The 18,573-nt window shown below is 75.5% G+C and carries 14 protein-coding genes; all 14 read left to right on the top strand.

Annotated elements, in window-relative coordinates:
- The first annotated feature begins 74 nt into the window (after positions 1 to 74).
- The 14 genes from CSPHI_RS07660 to ileS all read left to right on the top strand — a co-directional run bounded on the left by CSPHI_RS07660 (position 75) and on the right by ileS (position 18,560).
- Positions 75 to 1,649 carry a UDP-N-acetylmuramoyl-L-alanyl-D-glutamate--2,6-diaminopimelate ligase gene (locus CSPHI_RS07660; RefSeq protein WP_075692228.1) on the top strand — a complete coding sequence of 525 codons (1,575 nt, stop codon included), beginning with the start codon at positions 75 to 77 and terminating at the stop codon, positions 1,647 to 1,649.
- Positions 1,646 to 3,136, top strand: a complete 1,491-nt coding sequence (locus CSPHI_RS07655; protein WP_075692227.1) for a UDP-N-acetylmuramoyl-tripeptide--D-alanyl-D-alanine ligase — start codon at positions 1,646 to 1,648, stop codon at positions 3,134 to 3,136. The genes CSPHI_RS07660 and CSPHI_RS07655 overlap by 4 nt, the downstream gene beginning before the upstream one ends.
- Positions 3,137 to 3,143: 7 nt before the next feature.
- Entirely contained in the window at positions 3,144 to 4,250 is a 1,107-nt protein-coding gene (mraY, locus tag CSPHI_RS07650; RefSeq protein ID WP_075692226.1) for a phospho-N-acetylmuramoyl-pentapeptide-transferase, read from the top strand.
- Positions 4,247 to 5,692, top strand: a complete 1,446-nt coding sequence (gene murD, locus CSPHI_RS07645) for a UDP-N-acetylmuramoyl-L-alanine--D-glutamate ligase (protein ID WP_075692225.1) — start codon at positions 4,247 to 4,249, stop codon at positions 5,690 to 5,692. The genes mraY and murD overlap by 4 nt, the downstream gene beginning before the upstream one ends.
- A complete protein-coding gene (locus CSPHI_RS07640; protein ID WP_075692224.1) occupies positions 5,689 to 7,278 on the top strand; it encodes an FtsW/RodA/SpoVE family cell cycle protein in 1,590 nt (529 codons plus the stop codon). Before murD ends, CSPHI_RS07640 begins: the two co-directional genes overlap by 4 nt.
- Before the next feature lie 3 nt (positions 7,279 to 7,281).
- Positions 7,282 to 8,391, top strand: coding sequence for an undecaprenyldiphospho-muramoylpentapeptide beta-N-acetylglucosaminyltransferase (gene murG, locus CSPHI_RS07635; protein ID WP_075692223.1), 1,110 nt, complete (start codon positions 7,282 to 7,284; stop codon positions 8,389 to 8,391).
- A 66-nt stretch (positions 8,392 to 8,457) separates the two neighbouring features.
- Positions 8,458 to 9,900: a UDP-N-acetylmuramate--L-alanine ligase gene (gene murC / locus CSPHI_RS07630; protein ID WP_075692222.1), complete on the top strand. Its 1,443-nt coding sequence runs from the start codon at positions 8,458 to 8,460 to the stop codon at positions 9,898 to 9,900.
- Positions 9,897 to 10,601, top strand: coding sequence for a cell division protein FtsQ/DivIB (locus CSPHI_RS07625; protein WP_075692221.1), 705 nt, complete (start codon positions 9,897 to 9,899; stop codon positions 10,599 to 10,601). Before murC ends, CSPHI_RS07625 begins: the two co-directional genes overlap by 4 nt.
- A gap of 154 nt (positions 10,602 to 10,755) precedes the next feature.
- Positions 10,756 to 12,015: a cell division protein FtsZ gene (gene ftsZ, locus CSPHI_RS07620; RefSeq protein ID WP_075692220.1), complete on the top strand. Its 1,260-nt coding sequence runs from the start codon at positions 10,756 to 10,758 to the stop codon at positions 12,013 to 12,015.
- A gap of 32 nt (positions 12,016 to 12,047) precedes the next feature.
- Entirely contained in the window at positions 12,048 to 12,737 is a 690-nt protein-coding gene (gene pgeF, locus CSPHI_RS07615; protein ID WP_245803288.1) for a peptidoglycan editing factor PgeF, read from the top strand.
- 103 nt (positions 12,738 to 12,840) lie between these two features.
- Positions 12,841 to 13,350 (top strand): cell division protein SepF, encoded by a 510-nt coding sequence (gene sepF, locus CSPHI_RS07610; protein WP_075692218.1) that lies wholly within the window; start codon positions 12,841 to 12,843, stop codon positions 13,348 to 13,350.
- A 12-nt stretch (positions 13,351 to 13,362) separates the two neighbouring features.
- Positions 13,363 to 13,659 carry a YggT family protein gene (locus CSPHI_RS07605; protein WP_075692217.1) on the top strand — a complete coding sequence of 99 codons (297 nt, stop codon included), beginning with the start codon at positions 13,363 to 13,365 and terminating at the stop codon, positions 13,657 to 13,659.
- A 371-nt stretch (positions 13,660 to 14,030) separates the two neighbouring features.
- On the top strand, positions 14,031 to 15,038 hold the full coding sequence (locus CSPHI_RS07600) for a DivIVA domain-containing protein (RefSeq protein ID WP_075692216.1): 1,008 nt from the start codon (positions 14,031 to 14,033) through the stop codon (positions 15,036 to 15,038).
- 345 nt (positions 15,039 to 15,383) lie between these two features.
- Positions 15,384 to 18,560, top strand: coding sequence for an isoleucine--tRNA ligase (gene ileS / locus CSPHI_RS07595; RefSeq protein ID WP_075692215.1), 3,177 nt, complete (start codon positions 15,384 to 15,386; stop codon positions 18,558 to 18,560).
- Positions 18,561 to 18,573: the final 13 nt, after the last annotated feature.

Raw genomic sequence — 18,573 nt, 5'->3', positions numbered from 1 at the left:
CGATGACCGACCCCGCCCGCCCCGCCCGCGCCGGCCGGCCCGCCCCGGCCGGCGGAGGAGATGAAGGAGAACCCATGACAGTCACCCTGGACCGGCTCGCCGCCCTCGCCGGCGGCCGGGTGGACCCGGCCGAGGCCGGCGACGTGGAGGTCGCCGGGATCGCGATCAACGCCGCCGACGTGCCCGCCGGCGGGATCTTCGCCGCGGTGCCCGGCACCCGGGCGCACGGCGCCGCCTACGCCGGGCAGTCCGCCGGCGCCGCGGTGCTCACCGACGCCCGCGGCCTGGACATCCTGCGCGGCGCCGGCGTCGGGTCCCCGGTGGTGGTGGTCGACGAGGTGCGCGCGGTGCTCGGCCCCGTGGCCGCCGAGGTCTACGGCCGGCCCTCGGCGGGGCTGACCATGATCGGGGTCACCGGCACCTCCGGCAAGACCACCACCACCTACCTGCTGGAGGGGGCGCTGATGGCCGCCGGGGCCCGGGTGGGGCTCATCGGCACCACCGGCACCCGGATCGACGGGGCGGCGGTGCCCAGCCACCTGACCACCCCGGAGGCCCCGGAGCTGCAGCGGCTGCTGCGCCGGATGGCCGATGCCGGGGTCACCCACGTGGTGATGGAGGTCTCCTCGCACGCGCTGGCCCTGGGCCGGGTCGCCGGGCTGGACTTCGACGTCACCGCCTTCCTCAACCTCAGCCAGGACCACCTGGACTTCCACGGCAGCCTGGAGGAGTACTTCGCCGCCAAGGCCGCCCTGTTCGACCCGGGCTCCGCGCTGCGCGCCCCGCGCGCGGTGATCTGCGTCGACGACGCCTGGGGCCGCCGGATGGCCGCCCTCGCCGCCGGGGACCCCGGGGCCCGGGTCACCGCGGTGGCCACCGCCGGCGCCGGGGATCCGGCGGCCGCGGCGGAGGCCGCCGACGCCGCCCGCGGCGGGGCCTGGCGGGCCGCGACCCCCCGGATCGCCGCCAATGGCGTCCAGCACACCACCTTGACCGGCCCCGATGGTCAATCCGTGGAACTTGATGTGGCGATGCCGGGGGCCTTCAACATCGCCAACGCCACCGTCGCCTGGGCGATCCTCGCCGCCCTCGGCCGGGACGGCGCCGACGCCGCCCGGGGTCTTGGCGCGGTGGGCGTGCCCGGCCGGATGGAGCGGGTCGACGCCGGCCAGGACTTCCTCGCCGTGGTGGACTACGCGCACAAGCCCGCCGCGCTGGCCGCGGTGCTGGCCACCCTGCGCGCGCAGACCGCCGGCCGGCTCATCGCCGTGATCGGCTGCGGCGGGGACCGCGACGCCGGCAAGCGCCCCCTGATGGGCGCCGCCGCCGCGGAGGCCGCGGACACCGTGATCGTCACCGACGACAACCCGCGCGGGGAGGACCCGGGGGCCATCCGGGAGGCGATCCTCGACGGCGCCCGCGCGGCCGCGGCCCGCCGCGACCCCGCCCCGGAGGTGCGCGAAATCGCCGACCGGGCCGCGGCGATCGCCGCGGCGGTGGCCGCCGCCGCGCCCGGTGACGCGATCCTCGTCGCCGGCAAGGGCCACGAGACCGGCCAGGACGTCGGCGGGGTGGTGCACCCCTTCGACGACCGGGTGGAGCTGCGCCGCGCCCTGGACGCGGCCCCGGCGACGGGGGCGGGCCGATGATCCCGCTGCGCGCCGCCGAGATCGCCGCCATCGTCGGCGGCAGGCTGCACCACGTCGACCCGGCGACGACGGTCACCGGGCCCGCCGAATTCGACTCCCGGAAGGTCGCCCCGGGCGGGCTGTTCCTGGCCCTGCCCGGCGCCCGGGTGGACGGCCACGAGTTCGCGCCCGCGGCCGCCGCCGCCGGCGCCGCCCTGGTGCTCGCCGCCCGGGAGGTCGACGCGCCCTGCTGCGTGGTCGAGCCCACCGGCCGCCCGGAGGGCAACTCCGACGCCTACGCCCATGACCCGGACGGCTCCGGGGCGGCGGTGCTGGCCGCGCTCGGCGCCCTGGCCCGGGACCTGGTGGACCGGCTCACCCCGGCCGGGCTCACCGTGGTCGGGGTGACCGGCTCGGCGGGCAAGACCTCCACCAAGGACATGCTGGCCACCATCCTCGGCGGCGCCGGGCCCACGGTCGCCCCGGCCGGCTCCTTCAACAACGAGATCGGGCACCCCTACACGGTGCTGCGCGCCGATGCGGGCACCCGCTTCCTGGTCGCCGAGATGTCCGCCCGGGGGGTGGGGCATATCGCGCACCTGGCCCGGATCGCGCCGCCGCGGATCGGCGCGGTGCTCAACGTCGGCACCGCCCACCTCGGCGAATTCGGCTCCCGGGAGACCATCGCGGCCGCCAAGGGCGAACTCGTCGAGGCGCTGCCGGCGGCCGCCGCCGGCGGGGTGGCGGTGCTCAACGCCGATGACCCGCTCGTCGCGGGGATGGCCGGGCGCACCGCCGCGCGGGTGCTCACCTTCTCCGCCGCCGGCGACCCGGCCGCCGATCTGCGGGCCACCGGGGTGGTCCTCGACGAGCTGGCCCGGGCCAGCTTCACCCTGCACGACGGCCGCGGCGGGGCGCATCCGGTGCGGCTGCGGGTGCACGGCGCCCACCAGGTGGCCAACGCCCTGGCCGCCGCCGCGGTGGCGATCGCCGCCGGCATCGACCCGGCCGCGGCCGCCGCGGCGCTCTCCGGCCACGCCGCGGCCTCGGCGCACCGGATGGACGTGCGCACCCGCGCCGACGGGGTCACCGTCATCAACGACTCTTACAACGCCAACCCGGACTCCATGCGCGCCGGGATCGCGGCCCTGGCGCGCACCGCCGCGGCCCGGGACGGCGCCGCCGCGGTGGCGGTGCTCGGCGAGATGGGCGAGCTCGGCGAGGCCGCGGTCGCCGAGCACCGCGCCCTGGGGGAGGCCCTGGCCGAGGCGGGGGTGGACGCCCTGGTCGCCGTCGGCGACTCCCCGGCGGTGCGGGCGCTCGCCGAGGCCGCCGCCGGGGCGGGTATAACCAGTGTGTCCGCCGGGGACCGCCCGGCGGCGGTGCGCGCCGCGGCCCGGATCCTGCGTCCGGGGGACGCGGTGCTGGTCAAGGCGTCGTACGCCGATGGCCTGTGGCGGGTGGCCGAGGGGCTGCTCGATGAGGGACTCCAGGACGAAGGAGCGTAAGGCAACCATGACCCAGCTCATGCTCAGCGGGGCGGTCGCGTTCATCGTGACCGTGCTGCTCACCCCGGTGCTGATCCGGCGGTTCACCGCCGACGGCATCGGCCAGGAGATCCGCGAGGAGGGCCCGGCCAGCCACCAGCGCAAGCGCGGCACCCCCACCATGGGTGGGATCGCGATCATCGCCGGCCTGGTCGCCGGCTACGTCGCCGCGCACGTCCTCGGCGCCTTCACCGTCGGCGGCGGGCCCACCGCCTCCGGGCTGCTGGTGCTCTTCCTCGCCCTGTCCATGGGCGCGCTCGGCTTCGCCGACGACTTCATCAAGATCTACAAGGGCCGCAACCTGGGCCTGAACAAGAAGGCCAAGCTCATCGGGCAGCTCGCCGCCGCGCTCATCTTCGGGGTGCTGCTGCTGCGCTTCCCCGGCGGCGACGACCTCACCCCCGGGTCGACCTCGCTGTCCTTCATCCGGGACATCTCCACCTGGAACCTCGCCCCCGGCCCCGCCTGGCTGGGCATGGTGGTCTTCCTGGTGTTCGTGTTCATCGTGATCGGGGGCTGGACCAACGCGGTGAACCTCACCGACGGGCTCGACGGGCTCGCCGCCGGGGCGATGGCGCTGCTGCTCATCACCTACTCGGCGATCACCTTCTGGCAGTTCCGCTACTCCTGCGGGGAGTCCGCGGTGCCCGGCTGCTACACGGTGCGCGACCCGCTGGACGTGTCCTTCCTCGCCGCCGCCGGCCTCGGCGCCTGCCTGGGCTTCCTGTGGTGGAACGCCGCCCCGGCGCAGATCTTCATGGGCGACACCGGCTCCCTGGCCCTCGGCGGCCTGGTCGCCGGCCTCGGCTTCGTCACCCGCACCGAGCTGCTCATGGCGATCATCGGCTTCCTCTTCGTCATGGAGGTGGTCTCCGTCATCATCCAGGTCGCGGTGTTCCAGACCGTGGGCAAGCGGCCCTTCCGGATGGCGCCGCTGCACCACCACTTCGAGAACGGCGGCTGGGCGGAGACCACCGTGGTGATCCGCTTCTGGCTGCTCGCCGCGATCTTCAACCTGGTCGGCTTCGCCCTGTTCTACGGGGACTGGCTGCTGGAGACGGGGCTGCTGCAATGACCGGCCCGGAGCTGCTCGCCGCCGCCCGCGCCGGCACCGTGATCATCGCCGGGGCGGGGGTCTCCGGCGCCGGGATCGCCGGGATCCTCGCCGACGCCGGGGCCACCGGGCTGGTCATCGCCGACGACGACCTCGCCCGGGGCACCGCCCTGGCCGGGGCGCACGGCGCCCGCGCCGTCGACGTCGCCGGGGCGATCGCGATGCTCGGCTCCGCCGCCCTGGTCGCCGCCTCCCCGGGCTGGCGCCCGGATGCGCCGCTCTTCGCCGCCGCGGCGGCCGCCGGGGTGCCGGTCACCGGGGAGGTCGCCCTGGCCCGCGCCGCCGACGCCGCCGGGGTGTGGGGCCCGCCCCGGACCTGGCTGGCGGTCACCGGCACCAACGGCAAGACCACCACCACCGGGATGCTCGCCGCGATGCTCGGCGACCGCGGCGCCGCGGTGGGCAATATCGGCGTCGCCCTGCACGACGCGCTCACCGCGAAGCCCCGGGTGGGGGTGCTCGCCGCGGAGCTGTCCAGCTTCCAGCTGCACCGGGCCCCGGGGCTCGCCCCGGAGGCCGGGGCGCTGCTCAACCTCGCCGAGGACCACATCGACTGGCACGGCGGCTTCGAGGCCTACGCGATGGCCAAGGCCGCCGCGCTCACCGGGGCGGTGGCCGTCTACGGCGCCGATGACCCGAAGGTGCGCGCGGTGGTGGACCGGCTGCGCGCCGAGGGCCGGCTGGCGCCCACCGCGGTGGGCTTCACCGCCGGCGAGCCCGCCCCCGGCCAGGTGGGCGTGGCCGACGGCCGGATCCTCGACCGGGCCTTCGCCGACGACCCGGCCGGGCTGCCCCTGGCCGAGGTGGCCGGGATCTCCCCGCCGGGGCTGCCCGGGGTGCTCGACGCGGTGGCCGCCGCGGCCCTGGCCCGCGCCGCCGGGGCGGCCCCGGCGGAGATCGCCCGGGGCCTGGCCGGGTTCACCGTCGCCGCGCACCGCGGCCAGCTGGTGCACCGCTCCCGCGGCGGGGCGGTCGCCTGGTACGACGACTCCAAGGCCACCAACCCGCATGCCGCCGACGCGGCGATGACCGGGGTGCCGGAGTTCACCTGGGTCGGCGGCGGCCAGCTCAAGGGCGCCGACATCCGGCCGCTGCTCGCCCGGCACGCCGGGCGGATGGAGGCCGCGGTGCTGCTCGGGGCGGACGCCCCGGTGATCGCCGCCGCCCTCGCCGAGGCCCGCCCGGGGCTGCCGGTGACCGTCATCGAGGACACCGACCCGCGCAGCGCGATGAGCGCCGCGGTGCGCGCCGCCGCGGCGCACGCCACCAGCCGGGTGCTGCTCGCGCCGGCGGCGGCGAGCCTGGACATGTTCGAGGGGATGGCCCAGCGCGGCGAGCTCTTCGCGGAGGCCGCCCGGGCCCTGGACGGCGCCGCCGCGCCGGGGGAGGGGGAGTCGCCGTGAGCGCCCCCGCGACGCGCCCCGCCCGCGCCGGGATCCGGGCCCGGATCGCCGACTACGCCTCCCGGCCGCTCTTCGACTACCTGCTGCTGCTCGCGGTCACCGCGCTGCTCACCGGGATCGGCCTGGTGATGGTGCTGTCCTCCTCCATGGCCGTGTCCGGGGTGGAGGACCACAGCGTCTGGCGCGGGTTCCTGCACCAGGCGGCGATGGTCGCCGCCGGGGTGGTGGTGTTCTGGCTGGTGCTGCGCATGCGCGTGGAGACCATCCGCTCGCTGACCACCCCGCTGCTGGTGCTCGCCTTCGCGCTGCTGCTGGCGGTGCTCGCCATCGGCGTCGGCCTGGAGGAGGTCGGCTCCCAGTCCTGGCTGGTGATCGGCCCGATCCGGGCGCAGCCCTCCGAGTTCGCCAAGATCGCGCTGGCCATGTGGGGTTCGCGGCATCTGGCGCACCGGGTGCGCACCGCCACCACCCCCGGGCAGCTCTACGGGCCCTTCGCCCTGATCTCCGGGGTGGTGCTGGGCCTGGTGGTGGCGCAGCGCGATCTCGGCATGGCCGCCTCCATCGGCATCGTGGTGATGCTGCTGGCCCTGTTCTCCGGGCTGCCGATGCGCATCTTCGCCGCGGTATGCGGCATCGCCGCCGCCTTCTTCGCCATCTTCACCATGGTGGAGGGCTTCCGCACCCAGCGGGTGCTGGTCTACCTGGACACCCTCTTCGGCCGCTTCCCGGAGACCCGGGCCGGCGGCTACCAGTCCTACCAGGGCTTCCTCTCCCTGGCCGATGGTTCGCTCACCGGGGTCGGCATCGGCCAGTCCCGGGCGAAGTGGTTCTACCTGCCGGAGGCGAAGAACGACTTCATCTTCGCGATCATCGGCGAGGAGACCGGCTTCTTCGGCGCCGCCCTGGTGGTGGCGCTCTACGCGGTGCTCGGCTGGGTGGGGCTGCGCATCGCGCTGAAGCAGGCCGATCCCTTCCTGCGGCTGCTCGCCGCCACCCTGACCACCGGCACCGTGGTGCAGGCCTTCATCAACATGGGCTACGTGGTGGGCCTGCTGCCGGTCACCGGGCTGCAGCTGCCGCTGATCTCCGCCGGCGGCACCTCCGCGGTGGTCACCCTGGGCACCATGGGGCTGCTCGCCACCTGCGCCCGGCATGAGCCGGAGACGGTCTCCGCGATGCAGGTCAGCGGCCGGCCGCTCTTCGACCGGCTGCTGGCCATCCCGGAGCCCCTGCCCTATGAGCCGGCCCGCTCCGGGGCGGGCGCCTCGCGCACGCACCGCCGCCCGCAGCGCTTCGGGCCCCCGGTGACCCGCGCGGAGCGGGACCGCCCGGAGCGCGCCGGGCGCGCGGCCCGCGGGGATCGGGATCCCCGGCCGGCCGGCGGGCCCCGCCGGGCCCGGCCGGAGCGCGACCCGCGCGAGCCCGCGCCCCGGGAACCCCGCCAGCCGGAGCGGGGCGGGGCCCGCGACGGGCGCGGGCGCCGGGCGGCGAAGGGCCGCGACCGCGGCGCCGGCGCCCGGGGCCGGTACGGTGAACCGGGACGCCGCGGCGAGGGCCGGGGCGGGACCCACGGGAGGAGACGCTAGGACATGCAGGCAGCCGAATCCGGGCGGGGACGCTCGATCGTCGTCGCCGGCGGCGGCACCGCCGGTCACGTGGAGCCGGCCTTGGCCGTCGCCGACGCGATCCGCCGGCTCGACCCGGAGGCCCGGATCACCGCCCTGGGCACCCGCCGCGGCCTGGAGACCACCCTGGTGCCGGCCCGCGGCTACGACCTGGAGCTCATCCCCCCGGTGCCGGTGCCGCGCAAGCCCACCGCCGACCTGGTGAAGCTGCCCTGGCGGGTCGCCGCCGCGGTGCGCGACACCCGGCGGGTGCTCGACCGGGTGGGCGCCGATGCGGTGGTGGGCTTCGGCGGCTACGTCGCCGCCCCCGCCTACCTCGCCTGCGCCCTGGCCCGGCCGGGGAGGCGGATCCCCTTCGCCGTGCACGAGGCCAACGCCCGGGCCGGGATGGCCAACAAGCTGGGGGTGCGCCTGGGCGGGGCGGCCCTGGCCGCCGTCGCCGGGTCCGGGATCGACGCCGAGGTGGTGGGCATCCCGGTGCGCGCCGCCCTGGCGGACCTGGATCGCCCGGCCCGCCGCGCCGAGGCGCGGGCCTTCTTCGGGCTACCCGCCGAGGGCCCGGTGCTGCTGGCCACCGGCGGCTCCCAGGGGGCGCGCTCCATCAACGAGGCCGTCGCCGGCGCCGCCGCGGATCTCGCCGCCGCCGGGATCGCGGTGCTGCACGCGCACGGCCGCGGCAACCGGGTGACGGTCCCGGAGGGCCTGGAGGCCCCCTATGTCGCGGTGCCCTACATCGACCGGATGGACCTGGCCTATTCGGCGGCGGATCTGGTGATCTGCCGCTCCGGGGCGATGACCGTGGCGGAGGTCTCCGCCACCGGGCTGCCCGCGGTGTACGTGCCGCTGCCGCACGGCAACGGCGAGCAGGCGCTCAACGCCACCGGGGTGGTCGAGGCCGGCGGCGGGCTGCTGCTCGCCGACGCCTCGCTGACCCGGGCCAGCGTCGCCGACACGATCATCCCGCTGCTGCGCGACCCGGGGCGGCTGGCGGCGATGGGCGCGGCGGCGGCCGCGGCGGGCTCCCGCGACGCCGCGGAGACGATCGCCCGCCGGGTGCTGGCGCTCGCCGGCTGAGCGCCGGCCCCGGCCCGAGAAGACAACCGAACCCCGAACACCCCCGCAACCCGAGAGGCGGTCCCCATGACCAACGGCCCAGAGGCGGCCCTGCCCGGCAGCGTCCACATGATCGGCATCGGCGGCGCCGGGATGTCCGGCGTGGCCCGGATCCTGCTCGCCCGCGGGGTCGCGGTGAGCGGCTCCGACGTCAAGGAGTCCCGGGCGGTGGTGGGCCTGCGCGCGATGGGCGCCCATGTGGCGGTGGGCCATGACGCGGCGAACCTCACCGCCGCCGGGGCGGTGCCGGAGGCGGTGGTGGTCTCCTTCGCCGCGATCCCCGAGGACAACCCGGAGCTGGTGGAGGCCCGCCGGCTGGGGGTGCCGGTGATCCGGCGCTCCGATGTGCTGGGCATGCTCATGGCCGGGCACCGGGCGCTGCTCATCGCCGGCACCCACGGCAAGACCTCGACGACCTCCATGGCGGTGGCCGCGCTGCAGGCCGCCGGGCTGGACCCCTCCTTCGCCGTGGGCGGGCTGATGTCCCGGGCCGGGGTGAACGCGCACCAGGGCAGCGGGGACGTCTTCGTCGCCGAGGCCGATGAATCGGACGCCTCCCTGCTCACCTACTCCCCGCAGGTGGCGGTGGTCACCAACGTGGAGGAGGACCACCTGGACTTCTTCGGCACCGCCGAGGCCTACTACCGGGTCTTCGACGACTTCGCCGACCGGGTGGTGCCCGGCGGCACCCTGGTGGTCTGCGCCGAGGACCCGCGCGCGGCGGAGCTGGGCGAACGCGCCGCCGCCCGGGGCATCCGGGTGCTCGGCTACGGCGGCGCGGAGGCGCTGGCCGGGCATCCGGAGCTGGCCGCCGGGGCGGTGCTGCACGGCTGGACCTCCACCGGCGGGGGCGCGGAGGTCACCGCCGAGGTGCTCGGCGAACCGGTGACGATGCACCTGCGCCAGCCCGGCCGGCATATGGCGCTCAACGCCCTGGCCGCCCTGGTGGCGGGCCGCTGCGTGGGTGCGGAGCTGCGCCGGATGGCCACCGGCCTGTCCGAGTTCACCGGGGTGCGCCGCCGCTTCGACTACCACGGGGCGGTCGCCGACGGGCCCTACGCCGGGGTGCGGGTCTACGACGACTACGCGCACCACCCCACCGAGGTGCGGGCGGTGCTCGGCGCCGCCCGGGAGCTGGTCGACGAGGCCGGCTCCGGCAAGGTGATCGCGGTGTTCCAGCCGCACCTGTACTCGCGGACCCGGGCCTTCGCCGGGGAGTTCGCCGAGGCGCTGTCCCTGGCCGACCGGGTGGTGGTGCTCGACGTCTTCGGGGCCCGGGAGCAGCCGATCCCCGGGGTGGACGGCGGGCTCATCGAGCGCGCGGTGCGCGTGCCCTCGGTGTTCGAGCCGCATTTCACCGACGCCCCGGCCCGGGTGCGCGAGGTCGCCGAACCCGATGACGTGGTGCTCACCATCGGCGCGGGCAGCGTCACCATGCTCGCCGACGAGATCCTGGGGGCGCTGCGGTGAGCCGGGCCCGCCGGGTGGCGGTGGCGCTCGGCGCCCTCGCCGCGGTGGTGGCGGTGGCCTGGGCGGTGCTGTTCTTCACCCCCGCGGCCACGGTGCGCGAGATCCGGGTGGCGGGGGTGGTGCACGCCGACGAGGCCGCGGTGCGCGAGGCCTCCGGGGTGCGCGAGGGGCAGCGGATGCTGCGGGTGGACACCGCCGATGCGGCGGCCGCGGTGGCCGGGCAGCCCTGGGTGCGCCGGGCCACGGTGGCGCGCGCCTGGCCGCGCGGGATCCGGATCGAGGTGGTGGAGCACGCCCCGGCGCTGTTCCTGCGCGACGCCGACGGGGACCGGCTCTTCGACGAGGCGGGCACGGAGTTCCTGCGCGCGCCCGCCCCGGAGGGCGTCCCGGAGCTCACCGGGGCCCCGGCCGGGGAGGCCGGGGAGGTCGTCGGCGAGGCGCTGGAGCTGCTGCGCGCGCTGCCGGGGGAGCTGCGCGGGCGGCTCACCCGGGTGGAGGCGCCGGGGCCGAACGCGATCACCCTGGTCTTCGACGGGGATCGGGCGATGTACGCCGGTTCCGCGGACCAGGCCGCGGCCAAGGCGGTGGCGATCCGGGATCTGCTGGGCCGCCCGGAGCGCTCCTGGAACGTCGCCGATCCGCGCCGGCCCGCCACCCGGGATATCGCCGGGGATCCGGCGGGGGCGGAAACCCCAGGTTAACCATCAAGTTCAGCTTGAGGGAGGCGACACGCCGCGCCCGCGGCGGTGGGCGCGCCCGGGTCCGCCATGCACGATGATGGAGCCCGAGCAAGCATCGGCCGCGCGCGGCCACCCGAACCCGCGGAACACAGTCAAGGAAGGGCGAGCACAGCATATGACCTCCCCGAACAACTACCTCGCCGTCATCAAGGTCGTCGGAGTCGGCGGCGGCGGCGTCAACGCCGTCAACCGGATGATCGAGGAGGGCCTCAAGGGCGTCGAGTTCATCGCCATCAACACCGACTCCCAGGCGCTGATGTTCTCCGACGCGGACCTCAAGCTCGACATCGGCCGGGAGAAGACCCGCGGTCTCGGCGCCGGCGCCGACCCCGAGGTGGGCCGGGAGTCCGCGGAGGACCACAAGGAGGAGATCGGCGCCGCCCTGGAGGGCGCGGACATGGTCTTCGTCACCGCCGGCGAGGGCGGCGGCACCGGCACCGGGGCCGCCCCGGTGGTCGCCGGGATCGCGAAGAAGGCCGGCGCGCTCACCGTCGGCGTGGTCACCAAGCCCTTCTCCTTCGAGGGCCGCCGGCGCACCAAGCAGGCGCTGGCCGGGATCGAGAACCTCAAGGAGGCCTGCGACACCCTGATCGTGATCCCCAACGACCGGCTGCTGCAGATCGGCGAGGCCAACATCGGCATGATGGAGGCCTTCCGCTACGCCGACCAGGTGCTGCTCAACGGCGTGCAGGGGATCACCGACCTCATCACCACCCCCGGCATGATCAACGTCGACTTCGCCGACGTGCGCTCGGTGATGTCCGGGGCCGGGTCGGCGCTGATGGGCGTCGGCGCCGCCCGCGGGGACAACCGGGCGATGGCCGCCGCCGAGGCGGCGGTGAACTCCCCGCTGCTGGAGACCGCCATGGACGGCGCCACCGGGCTGCTGCTCAGCTTCGCCGGCGGCTCCGACATGGAGCTGCTGGAGGTCGGCGAGGCCGCCGCCTTCGTGGAGGCCAAGGCCGACGAGGACGCCAACATCATCTTCGGCACCATCTTCGACGACAACCTCGGCGACGAGATCCGGGTCACCCTCATCGCCACCGGCTTCGACGCCGCCGCCGGGGAGGCCCCGGCCTCCCGGGCGGAGCGCCGGGAGCGCGGCGAGCGGGAGGGGGCGCTGCCCGGCGGCGACCACCTCGGCGAGGGCGACCGCGCCGGGGAGGGCGAGTCCCGCGGCGAGCCGCGCGCGGCCCGCCCCCGGGAGTCCTTCACCCCCCGGGCGGAGACCTTCGAGCGCCGGGAGCCGCGCCGCGCCGGCGGGCTGTTCTCCTCCGGGCTGGACGAGGGCCCCGGCCGGCACTCCCGCGACGGCCGTGACGGCCGCGACCACCGCGAGGACGACGACGGCCTCGGCCTGCCGGGCTTCCTGTGACCCGACCCGGCCCCGCCCGCCGCGTGCGCAAGGTGTTCACCACCCGCCGCGGCGGGTTTTCCGCGCCGCCCTACGACTCCTTCAACCTGGCCACCCACGTCGGCGATGATCCGCGGGCGGTGGCGCGCAACCGGCGCCGGCTGGCCGCCGCGCTGGACCTGGACCCCCGCGATCTGGTGTGGATGGAGCAGACCCACTCCGCCCGGGTCGCCGTGGTCGGCTCCCGCCGGGCCGACCCGGTGCCCGGGGTGGACGCCCTGGTCACCGCCACCCCGGGCCTGGCCCTGGTGGTGCTGGTCGCCGACTGCGTGCCGGTGCTGCTCTGCGACGAGGCCGCCGGGGTGGTCGCCGCCGCGCACGCCGGCCGGCGCGGCGCCCGCGACGGGATCATCCCCGCCACCGTGGCCGCCATGGAGCGCCTCGGGGCGCGCCCGGGGCGGATGCACGCGCTGCTCGGCCCGGCGGCCTCCGGGGCCCGCTACGAGGTGCCCGCGGAGATGGCCGCCGACGTGGAGGCGCATCTGCCCGGCTCCCGCACCCGCACCGCCGCGGGCACCCCGGGCCTGGACCTGCGCGCCGGGATCCTGCGCCAGCTGCACGGGCTCGGCGTCGCCGGGCTGGACTCGCTGCCGGCGTGCACCATCTCCGATCCGGCGCTGTTCTCGCACCGCCGGGAGGGGGTCACCGGCCGGCAGGCCGGGGTGGTGGCGCTCACCGGCTGAGCCGGGCGCCGGCCCCGGTGTGTCGGGGCCCGCGCGGCCGCGTCGGGCGGTACGGTCGAGCCTGGCACGATGACCCCGTTCACGAGCACGACGAAGGATTGACATGGCCGACTTCCTCAGGAAATTCAACGACTACTTCGGGCTGACCCCCGACGCCGGCAAGGACGGCTACGACGACTACCGCGAGGACGGCTACGCCCCGGCGGACCGGGACTACGGCTACGAGCGCGGCTACGAGCGCGGCTACGACCGGGACTACGGGCGCGGCTACGACGAGCCCGGCTACGACGAGCCCGGCCGCGACTACGACTCCCCGCGGCTGCGCCCGCTGGCCGCCCCCGCGGCCCCGGAGCAGGTGCACATCACCCCCCGGGCCGATTTCGCCGACGCCTACTCCGAGGCCCGGGAAATCGGGGAGCGCTTCCGCGACGGCGACGTGGTCACCTTCGATCTCGTGGACCTGGCCCCGGCCGAGCGCAAGCGCTACCTCGACTTCGCCGCCGGGCTGTCCTTCGCGCTGCGCGGCCGGATCATCCCCGACGGCACCGCCTTCACGCTGCTGCCGGAGGGCGTCGAGCTGCCGGACGCCGGCCGCGACCAGATGTCGGTCTAGGCCGGGGGAGCCGTGCACGCCTTCTTCGCCGTCATCGGCATCCTCCTGCAGGTCTTCACCTACCTGCTGCTCACCCGGATCATCATCGAGATGATCGCCTCCTTCTCCCGGGCCTGGCGGCCCGGGCGGGTCTTCGCCACCATCGGCGAGGTGGTGTTCACCATCACCGACCCGCCGGTGAAGGCGGTGCGCAAGGTGATCCCGCCGATGCCGATGGGCGGGGTGCAGCTGGATCTCTCGGTGCTGGTGCTCTTCTTCGTGCTCATGATCCTGCGCATCATCGTCACCGGCCTGGCCGCCGGGGCCTAGCCCCGCCGGCGCCCGTGCTCCCGGGGCGGCCCCGCCGCGCGATGCCCGCATCGCCCGGCGGGGCCGCCCCCTCGCCATGCCCGCCGCCGCCCCGTCCCGCCCGCCGCCGGCGGCGCGGCGGCCCCCGCGCCCGGGCCCCGATCCGGCCGCGGGAATCGCGCCGGGATCTGGGGGTGCGCCGCGTGGGATGGTGTGCCGGTGATTGAAACGGGTTAGTATGGGCGTCGAAGAAAGAACATCGTGAACGTGCATGTCCCGTTTACCCCGATTCCCCGGGGGCGGCGGGCGGCAGGTTCGCAGGTGGCCCGGCCACCGCGTCGGGTGCGACCCGCGGAATATACGTCCACAACCATGCGAAGGGGAACTGTCCAATGCCGCTGACTCCCGCTGACGTGCACAACGTCGCTTTCAGCAAGCCGCCGATTGGCAAGCGCGGCTACAACGAGGACGAGGTCGACCAGTTCCTCGACCTTGTCGAGGACGCCCTCGGCGAGCTGCAGGACGAGAACTCCGAGCTGCGCGTCCGGGTCGACGACCTGGAGCGCGACCTCGCCGAGGCCCGCTCCGGCACCGCCGCCCCGGCCGGCTCCGGGGTCGACGAGGACCGGCTGCGCGCCTCCATCGAGGCCGAGCTGCGCGCCGATTACGAGCGCCGGCTGGCCGAGGAGACCGAGCGGATCCGCGCCGAGAGCGAGGACCGCCTCGCCGAGGCGGAGTCCCGCGCCGACGCCGCCGAGCGCCGCGCCCGCGACGCCGCGGACGCCGCCCCCTCCGCCGCCCAGGCCGAGGCCGACACGCATATGCAGGCCGCCCGGGTGCTCGCCCTGGCCCAGGAGACCGCCGACCGGCTCACCACCGACGCCAAGCGGGACAGCGAGCAGATGGTCGCCGACGCCCGCGCCGAGGCGGAGGAGACCATCGAGCGCGCCAACGAGCAGTCCGAGTCCACGGTCGGCTCCGCCCGTGCCGAGGCGGAGAAGACCCTCGGCGACGCCCGCCGGGAGGCCGAGGAGACCGTCGCCGAGGCGCAGCGCCGCGCCGAGCGGATGGTCACCGAGGCCCGCGAGGAGTCCGAGAGCACCCTCGCCGACGCCCGCCAGCGCAGCGAGCAGATGATCTCCGACGCCGACGCCCGGTCCTCGGCCACCGTGTCCTCCGCGGAGCAGCGCGCCGCCGAACTGCAGGCCGACGCCGAGCGCAAGCACACCGAGATCATGACCACGGTGCGCGAGCAGCAGTCCGCCCTGGAGGCCCGGATCGAGGAGCTGCAGCTCTTCGAGCGCGAGTACCGCACCCGGCTGAAGACCTTCCTGGAGTCCCAGCTGGAGGACCTCAACTCCCGCGAGTCCGCCGCCCCCGCCGACGGCTACTCCAGCTAGCGCACCCCCGCCGCGGCCCCGCCGCCGGAGCGCCCCGCGCCCCGGCCGGCGGGGCCGCGTCGATCCGGGCGGCCGGTGCGGCTATACTGCCCCGTGCATGCGCGAGGATCCGGCCATCACCGGGGAGCGCTCCGGAAGAACGGCGCGGCCGCCGCGCCCAGTAGAACCGGACGGGTCGGGCCCGGCACAGCCCGCCACGAGCGGACGGCGCCCGGCCCCCGGGCGGCGTCAAGCGGGGTGGTACCGCGTCACCGGGGCACCGGGCCCGTCGGGTGGCGTCCCCGTCGACCACGACACCCCGGCCGGCGGCGCCCCCGCCGGCCGGCACGGCGACGGGAGCCCCATATGACCACGCCCACCCCCGCAGGCGGCGCCTACCCGCGCACCGACCTCTTCGGCGGCAGCGCCGCCGGCGGCCCCGACTTCCCCGCCCTGGAGGAGCGAGTCCTGGACTTCTGGGACGCCGACGGCACCTTCGCCGCCTCCGTGGCCGCCCGCGAGGGCGCCGAGGAGTACGTCTTCTACGACGGCCCGCCCTTCGCCAACGGGCTGCCGCACTACGGCCACCTGCTCACCGGCTACGTCAAGGACATCGTGCCGCGCTACCGCACCATGCGCGGCCAGCAGGTCAAGCGGGTCTTCGGCTGGGACTGCCACGGCCTGCCCGCGGAACTGGAGGCGGAGAAGCAGCTCGGCATCACCGACAAGGGCCAGATCCAGGACATGGGCCTGGCGAAGTTCAACGAGTACTGCGGCGCCAGCGTGCTGAAGTACGCCGGGGAATGGCGCGACTACGTCACCCGGCAGGCCCGCTGGGTGGACTTCGACGGCGGCTACAAGACCATGGACCTCGACTTCATGGAGTCGGTGATCTGGGCCTTCAAGGAGCTCTACGACAAGGGCCTCATCTACCAGGGCTTCCGGGTGCTGCCCTACTCCTGGGCGGAGCACACCCCGCTGTCGAACCAGGAGACCCGCCTGGACGACTCCTACAAGATGCGCCAGGACCCCACCCTGACGGTCACCCTGCCCATCGTCGACGCCGGGGACTCCGCCGCCGCGGACCTGGTCGGCGCCAACGCCCTGGCCTGGACCACCACCCCGTGGACGCTGCCGTCCAACCTGGCGCTGGCGGTGCACCCGGAGGTGACCTACGTGGAGGTGCGGGTCGGCGAGGACGGGATCGCCGATTTCCGGGGCGAGCGGATGCTGCTCGCCGAACCGCTGCTCGGCGCCTACGCCGAGGAGCTCGGCGCGGACCCGGAGATCCTCTCCCGCCGGCCCGGCGCCGACCTGGTGGGCCTGCGCTACCGGCCGGTGTTCGACCACTTCGCCGACCAGCCGAACGCCTTCCGGGTGCTCGCCGCCGACTACGTCACCGTGGAGGACGGCACCGGCATCGTGCACCAGGCGCCGGCCTTCGGCGAGGACGACATGGAGGTCTGCCGGGCCCACGGCATCGACCCGGTGATCCCGGTGGACATGGACGGCCGCTTCACCGCCGCGGTGCCCGAATACGCCGGGCAGCTGGTCTTCGACGCGAACAAGGCGATCATCCGGGACCTCAAGGCCGCCCGCCGGGTGCTGCGGCACCGCACCATCGAGCACTCCTACCCGCACTCCTGGCGCAGCGGGGAGCCGCTCATCTACATGGCGCTGCCCTCCTGGTTCGTGGAGGTCACCAAGATCCGCGACCGGATGGTGGAGCTCAACCGGGAGGGCATCCGCTGGGTGCCGGGGCACATCCGGGACGGCCAGTTCGGCAAATGGCTGGCCGGCGCCCGGGACTGGAACATCTCCCGCAACCGCTACTGGGGCGCGCCGATCCCGGTGTGGGTCTCCGACTCCGAGGAGTACCCGCGGGTCGACGTCTACGGCAGCCTCGATGAGCTGGAGCGCGATTTCGGGGTGCGCCCGACCTCCCTGCACCGGCCCTACATCGACGAGCTGACCCGGCCCAACCCGGACGACCCCACGGGCCGGTCCACCATGCGCCGGGTGCCGGAGGTGCTGGACTGCTGGTTCGAGTCCGGGTCGATGCCCTTCGCGCAGAAGCACTACCCCTTCGAGAACAAGGAGTGGTTCGAGTCGCACTCCCCGGCGGACTTCATCGTGGAGTACTCCGGGCAGACCCGCGGCTGGTTCTACACCCTGCACGTGCTGGCCACCGCCCTGTTCGACCGGCCCGCCTTCAAGGAGGTCGTCGCGCACGGGATCGTGCTCGGCAACGACGGGCTGAAGATGAGCAAGTCCAAGGGCAACTACCCCGACGTCAACGAGGTCTTCGCCCGGGACGGCTCCGACGCGATGCGCTGGTTCCTGATGTCCTCGCCGATCCTGCGCGGCGGCAACCTGGTGGTCACCGAGCAGGGCATCCGGGAGGGGGTCCGCCAGGCGCTGCTGCCGATGTGGAACGCCTACTCCTTCCTGCAGCTCTACGCCTCGAAACCCGCCGAGCGGCGCACCGACTCGGAGCATGTGCTGGACCGGTACATCCTGGCCAAGCTCGCCGAGCTGGTCGACGACGTCACCGCCCGGATGGAGGCCACCGACATCGCCGGGGCCTGCGATGAGGTGCGCTGGTTCTGCGATGCGCTGACCAACTGGTACGTGCGCCGCTCCCGGGACCGGTTCTGGGCCGGCGACGAGGCCCACCCGGAGGCCTTCGACACCCTGTACACGGTGCTGGAGACCCTCACCCGGCTCGCCGCCCCGCTGCTGCCGATGGCCGCCGAGGTGATCTGGAAGTCCCTCACCGGGGGCCGCTCGGTGCACCTGGCGGATTGGCCGGACGGGGCGGGCCTGCCCCGCGACGCCGCCCTGGTGCACGCCATGGACGTGGTGCGCGACGTCTGCTCCGCGGCCTCCCGGGTGCGCAAGGCCAACAAGCTGCGCAACCGGCTGCCGCTGCCGCGGCTCACCGTGGCGATCCCGGAGGCGCACCAGCTGGCGCCCTTCACCGAGATCATCGCCAGCGAGGTCAACGTCGACGAGGTGGTGCTCGACGACGACGTCGCCGCCGCGGGCCGCTTCGAGGTGGTCGTCGACGCCCGCGCCGCCGGGCCCCGGCTGGGCCGGGAGGTGCAGACCGCGATCCGGGCGGTGAAGGCCGGGGACTACGAGACGGTCGGCGACCGGGTGATCGCCGGCGGGGTGGAGCTGGCCCCCGGGGAGTTCAGCCGCCGGCTGGTGGCCGTGGACGCCGACGCCGCCGCGGAGGTCTCCGGGGTCGACGGCCTGGTGGTGCTGGACATGACCGTCGACGAGGACCACGCCGCCCGGGGTTGGGCCGCGGACCGGGTGCGCGGGCTGCAGGACGCCCGCAAGCGCGCCGGGCTGGCCATCACCGACCGGATCCGGGCCACCGTGGACGTGCCCGAATCCCGGCTGGCCTGGGCCCGGGCGAACCGGGAGGCGATCGCCGCCGAGGTGCTCGCCGTGGAGCTGGAGGTGACCTCCGGCGCCGGCCCGCTGGCCCATGATCTCGGCGACGGCTGCACCGCGGAGATCCGCAGGGCCTGAGCCGGCCACCGGC

The organism is Corynebacterium sphenisci DSM 44792, assembly GCF_001941505.1.
GTDB classification, from domain to species: Bacteria; Actinomycetota; Actinomycetes; order Mycobacteriales; family Mycobacteriaceae; genus Corynebacterium; species Corynebacterium sphenisci.
Note: the sequence above shows the minus strand (reverse complement) of the source record. Positions and strands in the feature narration are given on the sequence as shown.